A 15,931-nucleotide genomic window follows, 5' to 3' on the forward strand; every position below is an offset into this window, starting at 1 on the left:
GCGTGCCCCACTTTGCACTGCGAGCGTGCCCCACTTTGCACTGCGAGCGTGCGTGTCTGTCCCCCAACACGCGGCATATCGCCGGCGTTCAGCGCACGCTCACGCCGTCATGAGCGTGCGCGAAATGATGTCCAATTGCGGAGTGTTGGGCAACAGACGCGCACGCTCGCGGAGAAAAGGGAGGGGGTCAGGTCGGTGGCTGAACGAGCACACCTGCCGGTTCGGGAATACGCACACCGATCTCGCTGCCCACACCGAACTGTGCACGCCCGGGCACATCGATCTCGATCAACTCACCGGGGAGCCCGTTGATGCTGACCACGAGACGTGTCGTCGCGCCACGCCACGCCGCTGCATGCACGTTGGCCCGCACGGCATCCCGATCTCCCAGTGATACCACTTGCAGAGCATGCGGCCGGATGCACAGCAGTGCATCGGATCCGGGTGCCCAGTCGATCTTTCCGACCGCGGGCTGTGGTGCCTCCGTGCTGACCGTCCGGTTGGCCACGGTCACCAAAGCGGACGTGCCGATCACCCGGCCGACGGTGCACGGCAGCAGGTTCGCACCGCCGAGGAAAGCCGCGGTGAAACTCGATGGTGGCCGCCTCCAGAGGTTCTCGGCAGTGTCGACATCTACGACTCGGGCATTGTTCATCACGGCGATCCGGTCGGCCAGGGCAAGCGCCTCGGCATGATCGTGGGTCACATAGACCATCGCCGTGTCCGGCAACGACTTCTTGAGCTGTTGCAGCTCAACCAACATCGACAGGCGCAGCGGGGCATCCAGTGCCGCAAGCGGCTCGTCGAACAGCAGCACCTTGGGCCGGGTGGCCAGCGCCCGGGCAATCGCTACACGTAGCTGCTGCACACCGGAAAGGCCACAGGGCAACCGCTTCCCGTACGACGCCATGCCGACCGTGTCGAGCGCCTCGGCCACCCGAGATCCGATCTCGCCCCGCGGCACCCGCCGCGCCTTCAAGCCGAACGCCACATTCTCGTCCACCCGCATGTGTGGAAACAATGCGTAGGACTGCAGCACCACACCGATCCCGCGCTTGCCGGGCGGCAGACCAGTGATGTCGCGGCCGGCCAGGCGAACCGTCCCTGTCGTGGGCCGCACGAAACCGGCCAGGGCGCCCAGCGCGGTGGACTTGCCCGATCCACTCGGCCCCAACAGCGCCACCGTCTCGCCTGTTGCCACCCGAAGATTGAAATCGATCAGCGCCTGCGACACGCGGCGGCCACGGCCGTAGGTCACGCCGACCCGGTCGAATGTGACGGCGGGCAAGGGAAGTTCCGTGCCGGTGGACTGCCGGCGGCTGACACCGGCTACGCCGACCCTGGTGTACATGCCTACTTCTTCAGTGATGCAGCAGCAGATCGGCGAAGTCGGTGACCGACCCCACGACGTGCGTGGCGCCGGCTGCCCGCAGTTGGTCTTCCTCGTGTGCCCCGGTGAGGGTCCCCGCAGCGATGGCTACGCCTGCGCGGAGCGCACTTTCGATATCGCTGGCGGTATCGCCCAAGGCGGCGACATTGGCCACGCCGTCGATTTGCAACCGGATGAGCGCGGTGAGGATGAGGTCCGGATAGGGCCGCCCGCGCACGCCGTCTCCCGGGGCCAGCACCAGATCTGCCAGCCCGTGCCAGCCGAGCGCGGCCAGCAGTTTATCCTGAGTGACCCCGCTGAACCCAGTGCTCAGGGCGACCTTGATACCGGCGTCTTGCAGTTGCGTGATCGCCTCTGCCGCACCGTCGATGGGTTTCGCCTGCCCGTTGTCGATCAACTCGGCATAGGCCCGCTCGAACTCGGCGTTGGCCTGCTGTGCGAGCTCCTCCGTCCCGAACAGGGCGCGGAACACGACGATCTTCGATTGCCCCATGGTGTCGAGCACATACTGGCGGGCACTCTCCCGCTCCGAACCATCCAGGGGGAGCCCGACTGCGGTGGCGGCGGCCTCGAATGCACTGACCACCAGACCGTCGTCGGCGACGATGGTACCGGCCATGTCGATGACCGCGAGCTGAATATTGTTACCCGCCATGTGTTTTCCTCTACTCAGAGACCGATGAGATCTGCGGTTTGTTCGGCGATGGCCGGACCCAGCGTCATTCCCCGCCCGCCGGGACCGGTGACCACCCACAGGTCGTCCTCGGGAGCGGCCCGGCACACCAACTGGTGTGGATCCAGGCACTGGCTGTAGACGCCGGCCCAGCGTTGCCGGATCGGCGGCAGCGCGCGGCCGAGGAATTCTTCCACGACGTCGACCAGATAGGCGTACGGCGCCTCATTCACGTCGAATCCGAACGGCTCGGCGTACTCGTGGGTGTCGCCGATGGTCAGACCACCGTGCAGTCGCTGCACACACAGCAATTGCATGTGCTGCTCGTGGGCGGTCGGATGCTGGGTCTCGTTGCTGCGCAGGTCTTCGAGTGCCGGTCCGGCGAATCCCGGGTAGTAGCGGAAGCTGTCCGCGTCGGCAATGGCGGTGGTGAGTGGCTCCTCAAGCGGCTCGGTCTGCATCATCTGCAGTCGTACACGGCGCACCGGGAGTTCCCCCGCGAGGTCTCGGACCAGTCCACCGTGTGCCGCCCCCGCACATACCAGCACGAGGTCGGATTCGTACCGGTTGCCCCGGTCATCGCGCACCGTACGGTTCTCGACGGAACGTGCCTCTGCGTCCGCGATGAACTCGTAACGCCCACTGGCGGCGAGGTATTCACGGATGGCGGGCAGCGCCTGGCGGGATTCCACCGTCGCATCCAAAGCACAATGCAGCCCGCCCAGGTAGCGCCCGCGAAGGGCCGGGTTGGCCGCACGCACGTGCTCCGGTTCAAGGAGAGTGAAGCCGCGGTGGCCGGCATCGGCGCGGCCCGCCGCCTCCTCGGCAACGGCGAGTTCAGCTGCGGTCCGCAGCAAAGTGATGGATCCGGACGCACGGAAGCCGATGCCGGGGATGTCCGAGCCGAGCTTCTCCCACAGTTCGCGGGATCGCAGGGCCGCCTCGAGTTCGGCGGTGGAGCGGCCCGAGACCCAGACCAGGCCGAAGTTCCGTACCGTCGCGCCGCGCGCCTCGCGTTCGCGTTCCAGGTGCACCACGCGGTGCCCGCGATGCACAGCCTCGACCGCATGTGCCGTGCCCAGGATGCCGCCACCGATGATCGTCACCCGCATGGTGATTGAGCCTTTCGGCTGATCACGTCTGCCCAGCCACGTGCGGGTGTTGTCACGCCGAACAGCAGGTGAAGTATTGGTATAGACCAATCCACTACGCTGGTCAGTATGCAACACGTCGACGAGGTCCGCACGGTACTGAGTTCACTGCGCGGGGTGTGGGACGAGGAAGCTGTCGACGAGCTGGACCATGCACTCCAGTCGGCGGCCCGGGCGATCGCCGACGGGGCAGACGACGAACTTGTGCTCGCCGCCGCACTGCACGACGTGGCGCACAGCCCGCTGTTTCACGGGCCCGGCGCCGAGCAGCACGACCGCTTCGCGCGCGATTGGCTGACACCTCGATTCGGTGAACGGGTGGGTTGGCTGGCCGGAGCGCACGTCGCGGCCAAGCGGTATCTCGCTGCGACCGACCCGCACTACGCCCTGTCGGAGACGTCGGTCGACTCGCTGAGCCATCAGGGCGGGCCAGCTGTCGACCCGGACTTCGTGGACCATCGCTGGTGGAGCGACGCACTGCGGCTGCGCCGTTACGATGACGCTGCGAAGGATCCGCAGGGCCGCGGGATGTCTATCGACGGCGTGCTAGCCGTCGCCGAACGCGTTGCCCGGCAGGAGAAATGAAGCCGCTGCCCAAGCCGTACGTCATCCGCACCGCACTGGACACCATGCTTGCCGGCCTCGACGAGGGCGACCCCGTGCCTGCCGAGCGTGAGCTGGCCGGGCAGTTCGGGGTGGCCCGGGAAACCGTGCGCCAGGCGCTGCACGAGCTGCTGGTCGCCGGCCGCATCGAGCGGCGCGGCCGCGGCACCGTGGTGTCGCGGCCCAAGCTCACCCAGCCGCTGGGGCTTCAGTCCTACACCGAGGGCGCGGTGGCGATGGGCCGCGTCCCCGGCCGCATCCTGGTGACCTGGGAAACCGTCGACGCCACTGCCGATCTCGCCGCCGGACTTGATGTTCCGACCGGTGCGCCGGTCATGCATCTGGAACGTGTGCTGTTGGCGGATGACCAGCGCATCGGGTTGGAGAGCACGTACCTGGCCTCCGCCCGGTTCGGCGAATTGGCCATCAGCCTCGATCCGTCGACCTCGCTGTACGCGGCGATCCGTGCCTTGGGCGTTCAGTTCGGCTCGGCCACCGAGCGCATCGAGACCGCATTGGCCTCACCGCGGGAGGCTGCGTTGCTGGAGTCCACGACGGCGATGCCGATGCTGCTGCTCAACCGCCGCTCGGTGGACACCGGCGGGGTGCCGATCGAGGTGGTGCGCGCCCTGTACCGCGGTGATCGGGTCGCGTTCGAAACCCTGCTGACGTGAGCGCCGATTGTCCCGCTGACTACACCGTGGATACCGTGCCGCCATCGACCACGATGTCGGCTCCGACGACCGACGACGCGGCATCAGACACCAGGAATCCCACGACTTCGGCAATCTCCTCGGGTTCGGCGGGCCGACCGAGGGGGATGCCGCCCAGAGCCGTCATCACCGATTCAAGTGCCGCCTCCCGCGTTCCGTCACCGGCCGCCGCTATCCGATCGATCAGCGCATCAGCGGCGCTGGTCCGGATGAATCCCGGTGACACCGTGTTGACACGAATTCCCTTGGGTGCCAGCTCATTGGCCAGTCCCTTGCTGTAGGCGCGCAACGCTGCCTTGGCAGCGGCGTACCCAAGGGTGCCCTCGTACAGCGGCATCCGACTCTGGATGGATCCGATGTGCACGACTGCGCCGCCACCCGTTGACACCATCATCGGCAACAGTTCGCGGTCGAGTCGGACGGCGGCCAAGATGTTGATATTGAGCTCGTTCATCCAGTCCTGATCGGTCAGCGTCGCGAATCCCCCTGAAGGCGCCGAGGATCCACCGGCGACGTGGACCAGGATCTGGATTCCGCCGCTGCCGCGAACATGCTCGGCCACCGCGGCGACATCGGCCGCCGAGGCCAGATCGGCGGCAACGAAGTCGTCGGCGATGAGATCGCCACCATCCAGGCGTCCACGGGCCACAGCTGTGACGTGTGCACCCGCTGACTGGAGTCGGGCCACGATCGCTGCTCCAGCGCCTTTGGTGCCACCGGTGACGAGTGCGCGTTTGCCCTGCAGTGTGCTCATGCGTCCGCCCGGAAAACCGGCCAGCACAGGGCAGTCACCCATTGCGCAGAATCGTCTGTGTCCCAAGAGAACCGTTCGTAGTACTCCCTCAGCGGCCCCTCAATGCTGATCTCGTGGCGGTTCGCGTACTCACCGAGCGCGCCGTAGGCGAGGTCGACCTCGTCATGAGATCCCCGGTGGCGTATGACGGCAAGTTCGGCGGCCGGCATGACAACTTCCTGCACCCGACCGGCCGACCGCACTCCGCGATCGACCGGGATGAAGACCGTCGCGGTGCCGCGATCGTTGGCGAAGATGTCGAAGGCGAACGACGCCGCGGGTGACCCGGTCGGGCGTGTTGTGGTATCGGCAGCAACCGTCGCCCGCAACTCCCCCATCGCACCCAGCCACCAGGGCACCAGATCATCACGGTCGACGATCGCGGTGATCGCCGCAGCAGGTGTCGCTGCGACACTGAGATGCTCAATCATGGAGCCTTCAGGGTGGTCAGAGGGCCGCTCGAGGATGGCTCGTAGTGATTCAACGGCGCTGCGGGTCTCGGCGAGTTGGTCTTCCAACCGCTGCAGGTGACCGCTGATCAGCCTGTTGCGTTCGGCCGGTGCCGATGTCAGCACCGCACGCACATCAGCGACGGGCATGCCCAGTTGCCGGAGCCTGCGCACCACCTGGGCGGTCGGCAACTGTTCGGATGCGTAATACCGGTATCCGGTTGTCGGATCGATGCGATCCGGTTCAAGTAGGCCGACTTCGTGGTAATGCCGCAATGCCTTCACCGACAATTGCGTCATCCGGGAGAAGTCGCCTATGGACAGGTCAATGGTCACTCGGTCAGTGTGAAGCCTCCCCTTGGCGGAGACTCAAGCTCGACTGCGGTACCGGTACCTCGCACCGAAGCCCGACACGCACGGTAGAACTGACGGTGTGACGTCTGCCACCAAGCAGGATCTCGGGTTCCATCCCGACCTGGAACGCATCGCCCGCTTCATCCCCCGCAGCCTGGTCAACCGCACGACGCTGCCGGTCTTTCAGCGCATGACCGGTCGGATGGGCCGCAAGGCGCCCGCCGGCGTCGAGGTACTGACACTGACCTCGGGGGTCGGGGTGCGGCTGCATCGCCCGTCCGGGCCACCGACGCCCGGCCCGGCACTGCTGTGGATCCACGGCGGCGGGTATGTGCTGGGAAGCCCCGCGCAGGACGACGCGCTGTGCCGGCGTTTCGCCGATGAACTCGGCGCCACCGTGGCCGCGGTGAAGTACCGGCTCGCGCCGCAGCATCCCTATCCGGCCGGCCTCGAAGACTGCTACTCGGCGCTGACCTGGCTGGCCGCGCTGCCGTCAGTGGATCCGGCCCGCGTCGCGATCGGCGGAGCCAGCGCTGGTGGCGGCCTGGCCGCTGCGCTGGCGCTGCTGGCCCGTGACCGCGGGGTGCCGCTGGCAGCCCAGCTGCTGGTGTACCCGATGCTCGATGACCGCAGCGGCCACACACCCGGGCTGGACCACCCTGGGCATCGGCTGTGGACCCAGGGCAGTAACAAGTTCGGTTGGTCGGCCTACCTCGGTGACGCCGATCCGACCACCTCCGTGCCTGCCCGTCACGAGGATCTGTCCGGCGTGGCACCCGCCTGGATCGGCGTGGGCACGCTGGATCTGTTCCACGCCGAGGACGTCGCCTATGCCGAACGGCTGCGCGCGGCCGGGGTGCCGTGCGAGGTCGAGGTCGTCGACGGGGCCTTCCACGGCTTTGACCAGATCGCGGCGAAGACGCCGGTGGCGCGGGCCTTCATGGCGAGCCAGTGCGCGAACCTGCGGGCGGCGTTCGCCTGAACAGGGCTCAATCCGTTTGGGCAGCCACCCTGGCACGCTCCTGCATCGAGGCGATCACGCCGCCGTCGTTGAGGATGTCGGTGCCGGTGAGGTATCCGGCTCTGTCACTGGCGCAGAACGCCAGCAGCTCTGCCATCTCTTCGGGTTTGCCCCACCGCGGGACCGCGGCGTCGGCAACCATCGCCCCGGCCCCGGCGTCGGCCTCCAACTTGCCCATCTCGGTCTCGACCGACCCCGGGGAGACCGAGAGGATGCGCAGGCCCCGGCCGTTGAACCGCTCGGCCTGCGACGTGCTGTACCACCGCACGAAGCTCTTGCTCAGCGCGTAGGCCAGACCGGATCGGGCCTCTTCGGGGGCGATGCTGCAGGCCGACAGCATGTCGGTCATGAAAGCGTCGTCGTCGCGCAGGGCCCGCGGGAACTGCGCGGTCGGAATGATCTCCGCAGGCAGCATGTGGGCAGCCATCGACGCCACGTTGACGATGGCGGATCCCTCGGGGGCGATGTCGAAGAAGACCTCGTTGACGTTGACCGTGCCGAGCGCATTGGTTCTCATGACGTACTCGGCGTCGCCCATGCTCGGGCTCACCCCCGCGGCGTGGATCACCGCGGAGACCGGCCCGAGGCCCACGGCGGTCTCGAACAGCCGGGTCACGGCCTGCCGGTCGGTGACGTCACAGTTGACGGGCGTGGCCGTAATTCCGAGGTCCTTGAGCGTGGCCGCCGCGGCATCAAGGCGGTCCTGCCTGACATCGCAGAGCACAACCGTCTGGTCCCGGCCCACGATCTCGGCCGAAGCCACCCCCATGCCTCCCGCGCCGCCCGTGATCACCGTCACTCGATTCATACGAGGACCGTATACGCAGGCATGCGAAGCTGACGAAATGGCTGCCGGATGTAACGTTCGCCGGCAGCCATTCCGTCGGGTTCGGCGTCAGTCTCGGACTTCGGCGTCCTCGTAGACGATCCGGCCGATCAACTCGTAGCGACGGGGGTCCCGCAGCTTGAAGTAGGTGGCCATCGCGGCACCGAAGATGAACAGACCCACCACGATCCACGGGGTCAGTTGGAACAGCAGCGTGCCCGACGCGGTGCCGGCAGCGGTGTCGCGGTGCTGCCACAGCAGGTAGACGACATAGAGCATGCCGATCCCGCCGAGGCCGGGAGCGACCAGCGTCTTGAACCAGTGCTTGGACACCGGATGGTTCTTGCGGATGTGGAAGTAGCTGATCACAGAGAACGCGCAAAGCGACTGCACGATCAATATGGCCATGGTCCCGAGGATGGCCAGCAGCGTGTACATGTGCACATACGGGTCCATCCCGGCGAACAGGAAGGCCAGGATGATCACCAGGGTGATACCACTCTGCACGAACGACGCGATGTGAGGCGAACCGTGCTTGGGATGCGTTGCGCCGATGGTCTTCTGCAGTCCGGAAGACAGTCCCTCACGCCCGAGCGCATACAGGTAGCGCGACGCACAGTTGTGGAACGCCATGCCACACGCGAACGATCCGGTGACGAGCAGGATGTTGAACACCGTGATCGCCCACTCGCCGTAGGTGCTGCGCACCGGCCCGAAGAAGATCTCCGACGAGGTCGACGCGTCCTGGGCCAGTTCGACCGCACGCTGCGGACCGGTCCCCGCGATCGCCATCCACGAGACGAAGACGTAGAACAGACCGACGCCCAGGACACTGAACATGGTGGCCCGCGGAATGATGCGCTTGGGGTCGCGCGACTCTTCGCCGTACATCGCCGTCGACTCGAACCCGACCCATGACCAGAACGCGAAGAACAGACCCAAACCCGCACTGGCCCCGGCAATTCCGGCCGCCGGGGTGAAAGCCCCGATGGGGTTGAGCGTCTCCGCGACCGCGAAGCCCTGCGGACCGCCGCCCTTGACCAGCACCGCCACCGCGCCGAGGCCCAGCATGACGATCTCGGTGATCAGGAAGACTCCGAGCACCTTGGCGGTCAGGTTCACGTCGAAGTAGGTGAGGACCGCGTTGGCCACCAGCATGAGTAACGCGGGCACGATCCAGTGGATGTGCAGCCCCAACTGGGACAGGAACAGGTTTTGGAAGAAGAACGAGAAGATGCCGATCAGCGAGGCCTCGAACACCACGTAGGCCATGGTGATCAGCGCGCCGCTGGCCATCCCCACGATCCGGCCGAGGCCGTGGGAGATGTATCCGTAGAACGCTCCCGTCGCGGTGATGTGCTTGGCCATGGTCGCGTAGCCGATGGCAAACAACCCGAGCACGATCGTGGCGACGATGTACCCGGCGGGCGCGTGTGAACCATTTCCGAAGCCAACGGCGATCGGGACGTTACCGACCATTGCGGTGATCGGCGCGGCGGTGGCTACCGCCATAAAAATCACGCCGACGGTGCCGACGGCGTTGCGTTTCAGTCTCTGCACATCATGAGCAGCATTTTCGCTACCAGCGACAGCTTGATCGGTCATCGAGCGGGATACCTTCCAGGTGATGGTCGGAGTTCGATGTGGCCTGGGCCACACTGCGAACCTACGTATATTGGCACTACCAAATGCGGTTTGCAAGGGCTTCTTGCAACCATTGACAGAAATGGTTGCACCCCTTTACGTTGGTGGCCGTCACAGCTACCGGGTAGCTCAAGAGGAGCCGCATGTACGACTACGGCACGTTCACGTTCGAGTCCAAGGCCGAAGTGCTGGACCGGGCCAAGACGTTCTGGAATCCGGACAAGACACAGTTCTGGACCGACTCGGGCGTGGATCTCGTCATCGACCGCCGCGAGGGATATTTCCTATGGGACATGGGCGGACGCCGCCTGATCGACATGCACCTCAACGGCGGCACCTATAACATCGGCCACCGCAATCCCGAGGTGATGCAGGCGATCACCGAAGGCATGGCGCACTTCGACGTCGGCAACCACCACTTTCCCTCGGTGGCCCGCACGGCCTTGGCGCAACGGCTGGTTGAATCGGCGCCGGCGTCGATCAGCAAGGTGGCGTTCGGATCCGGCGGCGGCGAAGCCATCGACATCGCACTCAAGAGTGCCCGCCACGCCACCAAACGCCGCAAGATCGTCTCGATCGTCAAGGCCTACCACGGTCACACCGGCTTGGCCGTCGCCACCGGCGACGACCGGTTCGCGAAAATGTTCCTGGCCGACCAGCCCGACGAGTTCATCCAGGTCCCGTTCGGCGACGTCGCGGCGATGGAACAGGCGCTCGCCGGTGGTGACGTCGCCGCGGTGATCATGGAGACCATCCCCGCGACCTACGGATTCCCGCTTCCCCCACCGGGTTACCTCGAAGCGGTCAAGGCCGCCACCGAGAAGCACGGCACGCTCTACATCGCCGACGAGGTGCAGACCGGGCTGATGCGCACCGGTGAACTGTGGGGCATCACCAAGCACGGCATCGATCCCGACATCCTTGTCACCGGCAAGGGGTTGTCCGGCGGCATGTACCCGATCACCGCGGCACTGTTGAGCGACCGCGCCGCGCAATGGCTCGATGAGGACGGGTTCGGCCATATCTCGACGTTCGGCGGAGCGGAGTTGGGCTGTGTGGCGGCGATCAAAACCTTGGAGATCTGCACACGCCCCGAGGTGCGTTCGATGGTCCACTACATCGCCGACATCTTCGACCATGGACTGCAACGCATTCAGGCCGACTATCCGGACTGGTTCGTCGGGATCCGGCAGAACGGTGTGGTGATCGGGTTGGAGTTCGACCATCCAGAAGGCGCCAAGTTTGTGATGCGCGAGCTCTACGACAACGGTGTGTGGGCGATCTTCTCCACGTTGAATCCCCGTGTGCTGCAGTTCAAACCGGGCCTGCTGCTCTCGCGTGAACTGTGCGAGGACATCTTGGACCGCCTCGAAGTTGCGGTGGGCCGGGCAAAGACAGCCGCGAAAGGACGGAAGCGCTGATGGGCGAGCGAAGCGACGGGGGAAAAGACAGCGTGACAAACGCTGCACAGGCCGGTCACATGCTCGAACGCGCCCGCTGGGCGGCGGCCGCCTACGCCGACTACGACGCGGCGGCCGTATCGGCCATCGTCACCGCCGTGGCCGACGCGGGCTACGCCCATGCCGAGCGGTTCGCGACCGAGGCGGTCGCCGAGACCGGTATGGGCGTGGCCGCTGACAAGGTGATCAAGAACCGGGCCTGCTCGCGCGGGATCGTCGACTTCTATGCTCGGGGCGAGGACGCGGGGGATTATGTGTCTCCCCGAGTGGATACCGCCCGCAAGATCGTCGAACTGCCCCGGCCCGCCGGAGTTGTACTGGCGCTGACGCCGACCACCAATCCCGTTGCCACTGTGTACTTCAAGGTGATCCTGGCCTTGATGACGCGCAATGCCGTGGTCGTCGCGCCGCACCCACGTGCCAAGCAGTGCTCGGCCGACGCGGCGCGGGTGTTGGCTGAGGCGGCGGTGGCCGCCGGTGCCCCCGACGGCATCGTTCAGGTGATCGAGGAGCCGTCCATCCCGCTGGTGCAGGCGCTCATGGCCGACGAACGGACCGACGTCATCGTCGCCACGGGGGGCACGGCAGTGGTCCGCGCCGCGTACTCCTCCGGCAATCCCGCGCTGGGCGTCGGCCCGGGCAATGTGCCGGTGTTCGTCGAGGCCAGTGCTGACCTTGCCGCGGCGGCACAGCGGATCGTGGACAGCAAGGCGTTCGACAACTCGGTGCTGTGCACCAACGAATCAGTCTTGATCGCAGAGGATTCCATCGCCGACAAGCTGCGGTCAGCACTCATGCGGTCGGGCGCCCACATTCTCGACGAGGACGGTGCTCGGCGGCTGCGCGCGTACATGTTCGCCGACGGGCACCTCAATACCGACGTGGTGGGCCGCGACGCGGCCTGGATCGCCGGGCAGGCGGGACTGCGCGTCACGCCGAAGACCCGTGTGCTCATCGCCCCGTTCGACGATGTGATCGCCGAAGAGATGCTGGCCCACGAGAAGCTGTCGCCGGTCCTTGGGATGACCACCGCCGCCGACGCCGCCCGCGGTATCCGCGCCGCGCGGGCCGTGGTGCGCATCGGCGGGGCTGGACACTCCGCCGCGATCCACAGTGAAAATCCCTCGGTGATCACTGATTTCGCTGCACAGGTGCCCGTGTTGCGGGTTTCGGTGAACGTCGGCAACAGCACAGGAAGCTCCGGGCTGGACACCAACCTGGCGCCGTCGATGACGATCGGCACCGGATTCGTCGGGCGCAGCTCGATCGGCGAGAACCTGCAGCCACAGAACCTCATCAACTGGACCCGCATCGCCTACAACAGCGAGGCCGGCGTGCCGATGGGCAATTTCGCGGGTATCAACCCGTGGCGGTCACCGGCGGGTGCGGTCCCGGAGTATCCGCGGGCCTCCAACGACCGCGACCGCGCACCTGCTTTCACACCACGCCCGGCCGCATCGCGCTCGGCTACATCCCGCCCGGCCGATCCCGGCCTCGACGCCCTGCGCGCTGAACTGCGCGCGCTGGTCGTCGAAGAACTCGCTCAACTGATCAAGAGGTGACAGCTGTGGCAGAACTGCGTTCCTTCATCTTCATCGACCGGCTGCAACCGCAGACCATGTCGTACCTGGGCACCTGGATCAAAGGTGCCCTCCCCCGGGCCAACCAGGCCGCCCAGATCATCGAGGTGGCACCCGGGCTGGACATCGAGGGCGTTACGGACGTCGCGCTCAAGCACGCTGAGGTCAAGGCCGGAATCCTCGTGGTGGAACGGCAATTCGGCTATCTGGAGTTCCACGGCGAGACCGGTGCGGTCAAGGCGGCAGCCGACGCCGCGCTCGATTCGCTCGGTGGTGACCCCGATGCCGCGATGCGGCCCACCATCCTGGCCTCCCGGATCATCTCCAGCATCGATCATCAGCACGCATTCCTGATCAACCGCAACAAGATCGGCTCGATGGTGCTGCCGGGTGAATCCCTGTTCGTCTTGGAGGTCGCGCCCGCGTCGTACGCCATCCTGGCCACCAACGAGGCCGAGAAGGCCGCCGACATCAAGGTCGTCGACTTCCGGATGATCGGCGCGACCGGGCGGGTGTACCTGTCCGGCACCGAGGCCGACGTCCGGCAGGCCGCCGACGCAGCCCGGGATGCCCTGGCCGTGCTGCAGGGCGCGCGATGAATCGTGACGAGCTGCGTGCCCTCGTGCGTGAGGTGGTGCGCGAAGCGGTGGCGGGGATCAAGACCGCACCGCAGGCTGCGCCGGCACCCACAGCTGCACCCACAGTGGCCGAGCAGATGAGTGTCGACCCCACCGGGCCGCGGGCCGTCGAGGGCCGCAACCGCACCGAAGACGTGCGATTGGCCTCCGACAAGGATCTCGACGTCTTCGTGCGGAAGCTGTTGCGGCTCTTCGAAAGCCCGAAAACCCGGGCAGACCTCAAGACCGGGCGGCTGAGTTTCCGACTGGCCGGCGCGGCAAGGACAACCAGCGGTGCGGTAACGCACCGGATCGACAGCGGTGCCGTCACCGAACGTCATATCGCCGACCTGGCCGGCGGCACCCTGGTGCTCGGCCGCCGAGCGGTGCTGACCCCGCTGGCCCGGGAGAAGGCCCGGGCACTGGGGATCACGATCACGAAGGAGCGAATGTGATAGCAGCGAAAGTGACCGGCAACGTGTGGTCGACGCGCCGGATCGACGGCATCCCCGCCGGCGCCTTCCTCGAGGTCGAAGTCGACGGAACCGGCTCCCGGATGATCGCCTTCGACGTTCTCGGCAGCGGGGTGGGTGAACACGTCCTCGTCGCCCAGGGGTCGGTGGCCGCGAACTGGTTCACCGGAACCCCTCCCCCGGTCGACGCCCTCATCATCGGATCCATTGACGCCAACCCCAACAAATAAGGAGAAACACCAATGTCCAGCAACGCAATCGGCTTGATCGAGACCAAGGGTTACGTGGCCGCGCTCGCTGCCGCGGATGCCATGGTGAAGGCCGCCAACGTCACCATCACCGACCGCCAGCAGGTCGGCGACGGGCTCGTCGCCGTGATCGTCACCGGTGAGGTCGGTGCGGTCAAGGCTGCCACCGAGGCCGGCGCGGAGACTGCGTCACAGGTCGGCGAACTGGTGAGCGTGCATGTCATCCCGCGGCCGCACAATGAGCTCGGCGCGCACTTCTCGGTGTCCACCAAGTAGCCATGGCACCACCCGAAACCCCGACCGGGACGGCCGAACGCACTGAGATCCGTACCCAGATCCGGGTCTACCTGCTGGTCGAGGATCTGCAACGGCAGTTCGCCGCCTACCTGGGAACGCCGACCCGCGCCCGCGGCTACCCGCCGTACGAGGGTGAACACGCGCTGATCGTCGAGGTGTCCCCCGCCTTGGCGATCGAGCGCGTGATCGACCTGGCACTGCGTGAGGTTCCCGGAATCCAACCCGGAATCCTCTACGTGGAACGACAATTCGGCGTCCTGGAGATCCATTCGGCGAACCTGTCCGACGTCCAGCGGGCCGGCGAGGCAATCCTTGCCGGTACCGGCAACAAGGCCGCCGACCAGCTGCGGCCCCGCGTGCTCTACCACGACATCATCGAAGACATCACCGATCAGCACGCGGTGATCCTCAACCGCAACCGGCAGGCGTCGATGATCCTGCCCGGCCAGTCATTGCTGGTCTACGAGATGACGCCGGCGCTGTTCGCGGCGGTGGCCGCCAACGAGGCCGAGCGGGCCGCGCCGGGGCTTACGGTGGTGGACGTGCAGATGATCGGAGCGGCCGGCCGGCTTTACATCAGCGGTACCACCGCGGATGTCACTGTGGCCCGTGACCGCATTACGGCGGTGTTGGCGGGTATCGAAGGGCAGGAGCATTGATCTCAGACGACGTTGCCGTGGCCCAGCGTGCGCTGGCGTCCTACGACATCTCCCCCGACGCAACGCTGCGGCTGCTCAACTTGTCGGAGAACGCCACCTACCTGGTCACCGACGGCGATACCCAGTCCATCCTGCGGGTGCACCGGCAGAACTACCACCAGCCTCACGAGATCGAATCGGAGTTGGACTGGCTGGCGGAGCTGCGCGCCGACAGCGACGTCACGGTCCCGACGGTGTTGCCGGCCCGCGACGGTCGCCGCCTGGTCACCGTGGAGTCGGACGGCGTGGCCCGCCACGTCGTGCATTTCGACATGGTCGGCGGTGTGGAACCCGACGAGAATGCCCTGACGCTCGACGATTTCCACACGCTGGGCCGGATTACCGCTGCGCTGCACGAGCATTCGCAACGTTGGATCCGGCCCCCGGGGTTTGGCAGGTTCTCGTGGGACTGGGAGCACAGCCTCGGCGCCCAGCCCCGGTGGGGGCGGTGGCACGACGCCGAGGGTGTCGGCGCGGCCGAGCGCGACGTGTTGGAGCGGGCCCAGGCGCTGCTCCGGCACCGGCTCGAGGCGTACGGCACCGGGCCGGACCGCTACGGCCTCATCCATGCCGACCTGCGGCTGGCCAACCTGCTCGTCGATCCGCCTCACATCACCGTCATCGACTTCGACGACTGCGGATTCGGCTGGTATTTCTATGATTTCGGCACCGCGGTGTCGTTCATCGAGGATGATCCGGCGTTACCGCAGTGGCAGGAGTCGTGGGTGGCCGGGTACCGCACCCGCCGTGAGCTGCCCACCGAGGACGAGGAGATGCTGCCCTCGTTCGTGCTGTTGCGAAGACTGCTGTTGCTGGCTTGGATGGGAAGCCACAGCCACTCCAAGGAATCGGCCTCCAAGGCAATCAGTTATGCCGCAGGCAGTTGTGCGCTGGCCGAGCGTTACCTCAGCTCCAACGGCCTTCACCTCACCTGACCACAA

General features: G+C 66.4%; 18 protein-coding genes. 11 read left to right on the forward strand and 7 right to left on the reverse strand.

The annotated features are described in order from the left end of the window. Window positions 1-187: 187 nt before the first annotated feature. Genes ABQF30_RS16890 through ABQF30_RS16900 form a run of 3 tightly spaced genes read right to left on the reverse strand, consistent with a single transcriptional unit; the run spans window position 188 to window position 3,175 of the window. Complete coding sequence (locus ABQF30_RS16890; protein WP_448465737.1) at window positions 188-1,351, reverse strand: ABC transporter ATP-binding protein; 1,164 nt, start codon at window positions 1,349-1,351, stop codon at window positions 188-190. 10 nt (window positions 1,352-1,361) lie between these two features. Further along, window positions 1,362-2,045 (reverse strand): phosphonatase-like hydrolase, encoded by a 684-nt coding sequence (locus ABQF30_RS16895; protein WP_448465739.1) that lies wholly within the window; start codon window positions 2,043-2,045, stop codon window positions 1,362-1,364. 14 nt (window positions 2,046-2,059) lie between these two features. Next, a complete protein-coding gene (locus ABQF30_RS16900; RefSeq protein ID WP_448465741.1) occupies window positions 2,060-3,175 on the reverse strand; it encodes a TIGR03364 family FAD-dependent oxidoreductase in 1,116 nt (371 codons plus the stop codon). 108 nt (window positions 3,176-3,283) lie between these two features. Between ABQF30_RS16900 and ABQF30_RS16905 the strand changes: the two genes are divergently transcribed. Both ABQF30_RS16905 and ABQF30_RS16910 read left to right on the forward strand, forming a co-directional pair. Beyond that, on the forward strand, window positions 3,284-3,799 hold the full coding sequence (locus ABQF30_RS16905; protein WP_448465743.1) for an HD family phosphohydrolase: 516 nt from the start codon (window positions 3,284-3,286) through the stop codon (window positions 3,797-3,799). After that, complete coding sequence (locus tag ABQF30_RS16910; RefSeq protein ID WP_448465745.1) at window positions 3,796-4,491, forward strand: GntR family transcriptional regulator; 696 nt, start codon at window positions 3,796-3,798, stop codon at window positions 4,489-4,491. Before ABQF30_RS16905 ends, ABQF30_RS16910 begins: the two co-directional genes overlap by 4 nt. A 19-nt stretch (window positions 4,492-4,510) precedes the next feature. Here ABQF30_RS16910 and ABQF30_RS16915 read toward each other — a convergent pair whose 3' ends face one another. Both ABQF30_RS16915 and ABQF30_RS16920 read right to left on the reverse strand, forming a co-directional pair. After that, window positions 4,511-5,284, reverse strand: coding sequence for an SDR family oxidoreductase (locus ABQF30_RS16915; RefSeq protein ID WP_448465747.1), 774 nt, complete (start codon window positions 5,282-5,284; stop codon window positions 4,511-4,513). Continuing rightward, on the reverse strand, window positions 5,281-6,108 hold the full coding sequence (locus ABQF30_RS16920; protein ID WP_448465749.1) for a MerR family transcriptional regulator: 828 nt from the start codon (window positions 6,106-6,108) through the stop codon (window positions 5,281-5,283). The genes ABQF30_RS16915 and ABQF30_RS16920 overlap by 4 nt, the downstream gene beginning before the upstream one ends. A gap of 97 nt (window positions 6,109-6,205) precedes the next feature. Between ABQF30_RS16920 and ABQF30_RS16925 the strand changes: the two genes are divergently transcribed. Continuing rightward, window positions 6,206-7,108 carry an alpha/beta hydrolase gene (locus ABQF30_RS16925; protein ID WP_448465750.1) on the forward strand — a complete coding sequence of 301 codons (903 nt, stop codon included), beginning with the start codon at window positions 6,206-6,208 and terminating at the stop codon, window positions 7,106-7,108. A gap of 7 nt (window positions 7,109-7,115) precedes the next feature. Here the strand turns inward: ABQF30_RS16925 and ABQF30_RS16930 are convergent, their stop codons facing one another. After that, entirely contained in the window at window positions 7,116-7,955 is an 840-nt protein-coding gene (locus ABQF30_RS16930) for an SDR family oxidoreductase (protein ID WP_448465752.1), read from the reverse strand. 87 nt (window positions 7,956-8,042) lie between these two features. Then, complete coding sequence (locus ABQF30_RS16935) at window positions 8,043-9,578, reverse strand: APC family permease (protein ID WP_448465754.1); 1,536 nt, start codon at window positions 9,576-9,578, stop codon at window positions 8,043-8,045. Window positions 9,579-9,760: 182 nt separating this feature from the next. Between ABQF30_RS16935 and ABQF30_RS16940 the strand changes: the two genes are divergently transcribed. Genes ABQF30_RS16940 through ABQF30_RS16975 form a run of 8 tightly spaced genes read left to right on the forward strand, consistent with a single transcriptional unit; the run spans window position 9,761 to window position 15,925 of the window. Then, window positions 9,761-11,038: a class-III pyridoxal-phosphate-dependent aminotransferase gene (locus ABQF30_RS16940; RefSeq protein ID WP_448465756.1), complete on the forward strand. Its 1,278-nt coding sequence runs from the start codon at window positions 9,761-9,763 to the stop codon at window positions 11,036-11,038. Further along, window positions 11,038-12,639 carry an aldehyde dehydrogenase family protein gene (locus ABQF30_RS16945; protein ID WP_448465758.1) on the forward strand — a complete coding sequence of 534 codons (1,602 nt, stop codon included), beginning with the start codon at window positions 11,038-11,040 and terminating at the stop codon, window positions 12,637-12,639. Before ABQF30_RS16940 ends, ABQF30_RS16945 begins: the two co-directional genes overlap by 1 nt. A 5-nt stretch (window positions 12,640-12,644) precedes the next feature. Then, window positions 12,645-13,256, forward strand: coding sequence for a BMC domain-containing protein (locus tag ABQF30_RS16950; protein ID WP_448465760.1), 612 nt, complete (start codon window positions 12,645-12,647; stop codon window positions 13,254-13,256). Next, window positions 13,253-13,729, forward strand: coding sequence for a hypothetical protein (locus ABQF30_RS16955; protein WP_448465762.1), 477 nt, complete (start codon window positions 13,253-13,255; stop codon window positions 13,727-13,729). Before ABQF30_RS16950 ends, ABQF30_RS16955 begins: the two co-directional genes overlap by 4 nt. Further along, window positions 13,726-13,977, forward strand: a complete 252-nt coding sequence (locus tag ABQF30_RS16960; protein ID WP_448465764.1) for a EutN/CcmL family microcompartment protein — start codon at window positions 13,726-13,728, stop codon at window positions 13,975-13,977. The genes ABQF30_RS16955 and ABQF30_RS16960 overlap by 4 nt, the downstream gene beginning before the upstream one ends. A 12-nt stretch (window positions 13,978-13,989) precedes the next feature. Then, a complete protein-coding gene (locus tag ABQF30_RS16965) occupies window positions 13,990-14,271 on the forward strand; it encodes a BMC domain-containing protein (RefSeq protein WP_448465766.1) in 282 nt (93 codons plus the stop codon). Between the two features lie 2 nt (window positions 14,272-14,273). Beyond that, complete coding sequence (locus ABQF30_RS16970) at window positions 14,274-14,951, forward strand: microcompartment protein (protein ID WP_448465768.1); 678 nt, start codon at window positions 14,274-14,276, stop codon at window positions 14,949-14,951. Continuing rightward, window positions 14,948-15,925: a phosphotransferase enzyme family protein gene (locus ABQF30_RS16975; RefSeq protein WP_448465770.1), complete on the forward strand. Its 978-nt coding sequence runs from the start codon at window positions 14,948-14,950 to the stop codon at window positions 15,923-15,925. The genes ABQF30_RS16970 and ABQF30_RS16975 overlap by 4 nt, the downstream gene beginning before the upstream one ends. The last annotated feature ends 6 nt before the right edge of the window (window positions 15,926-15,931 follow it).

Source organism: Mycolicibacterium sp. XJ870 (assembly GCF_053483975.1).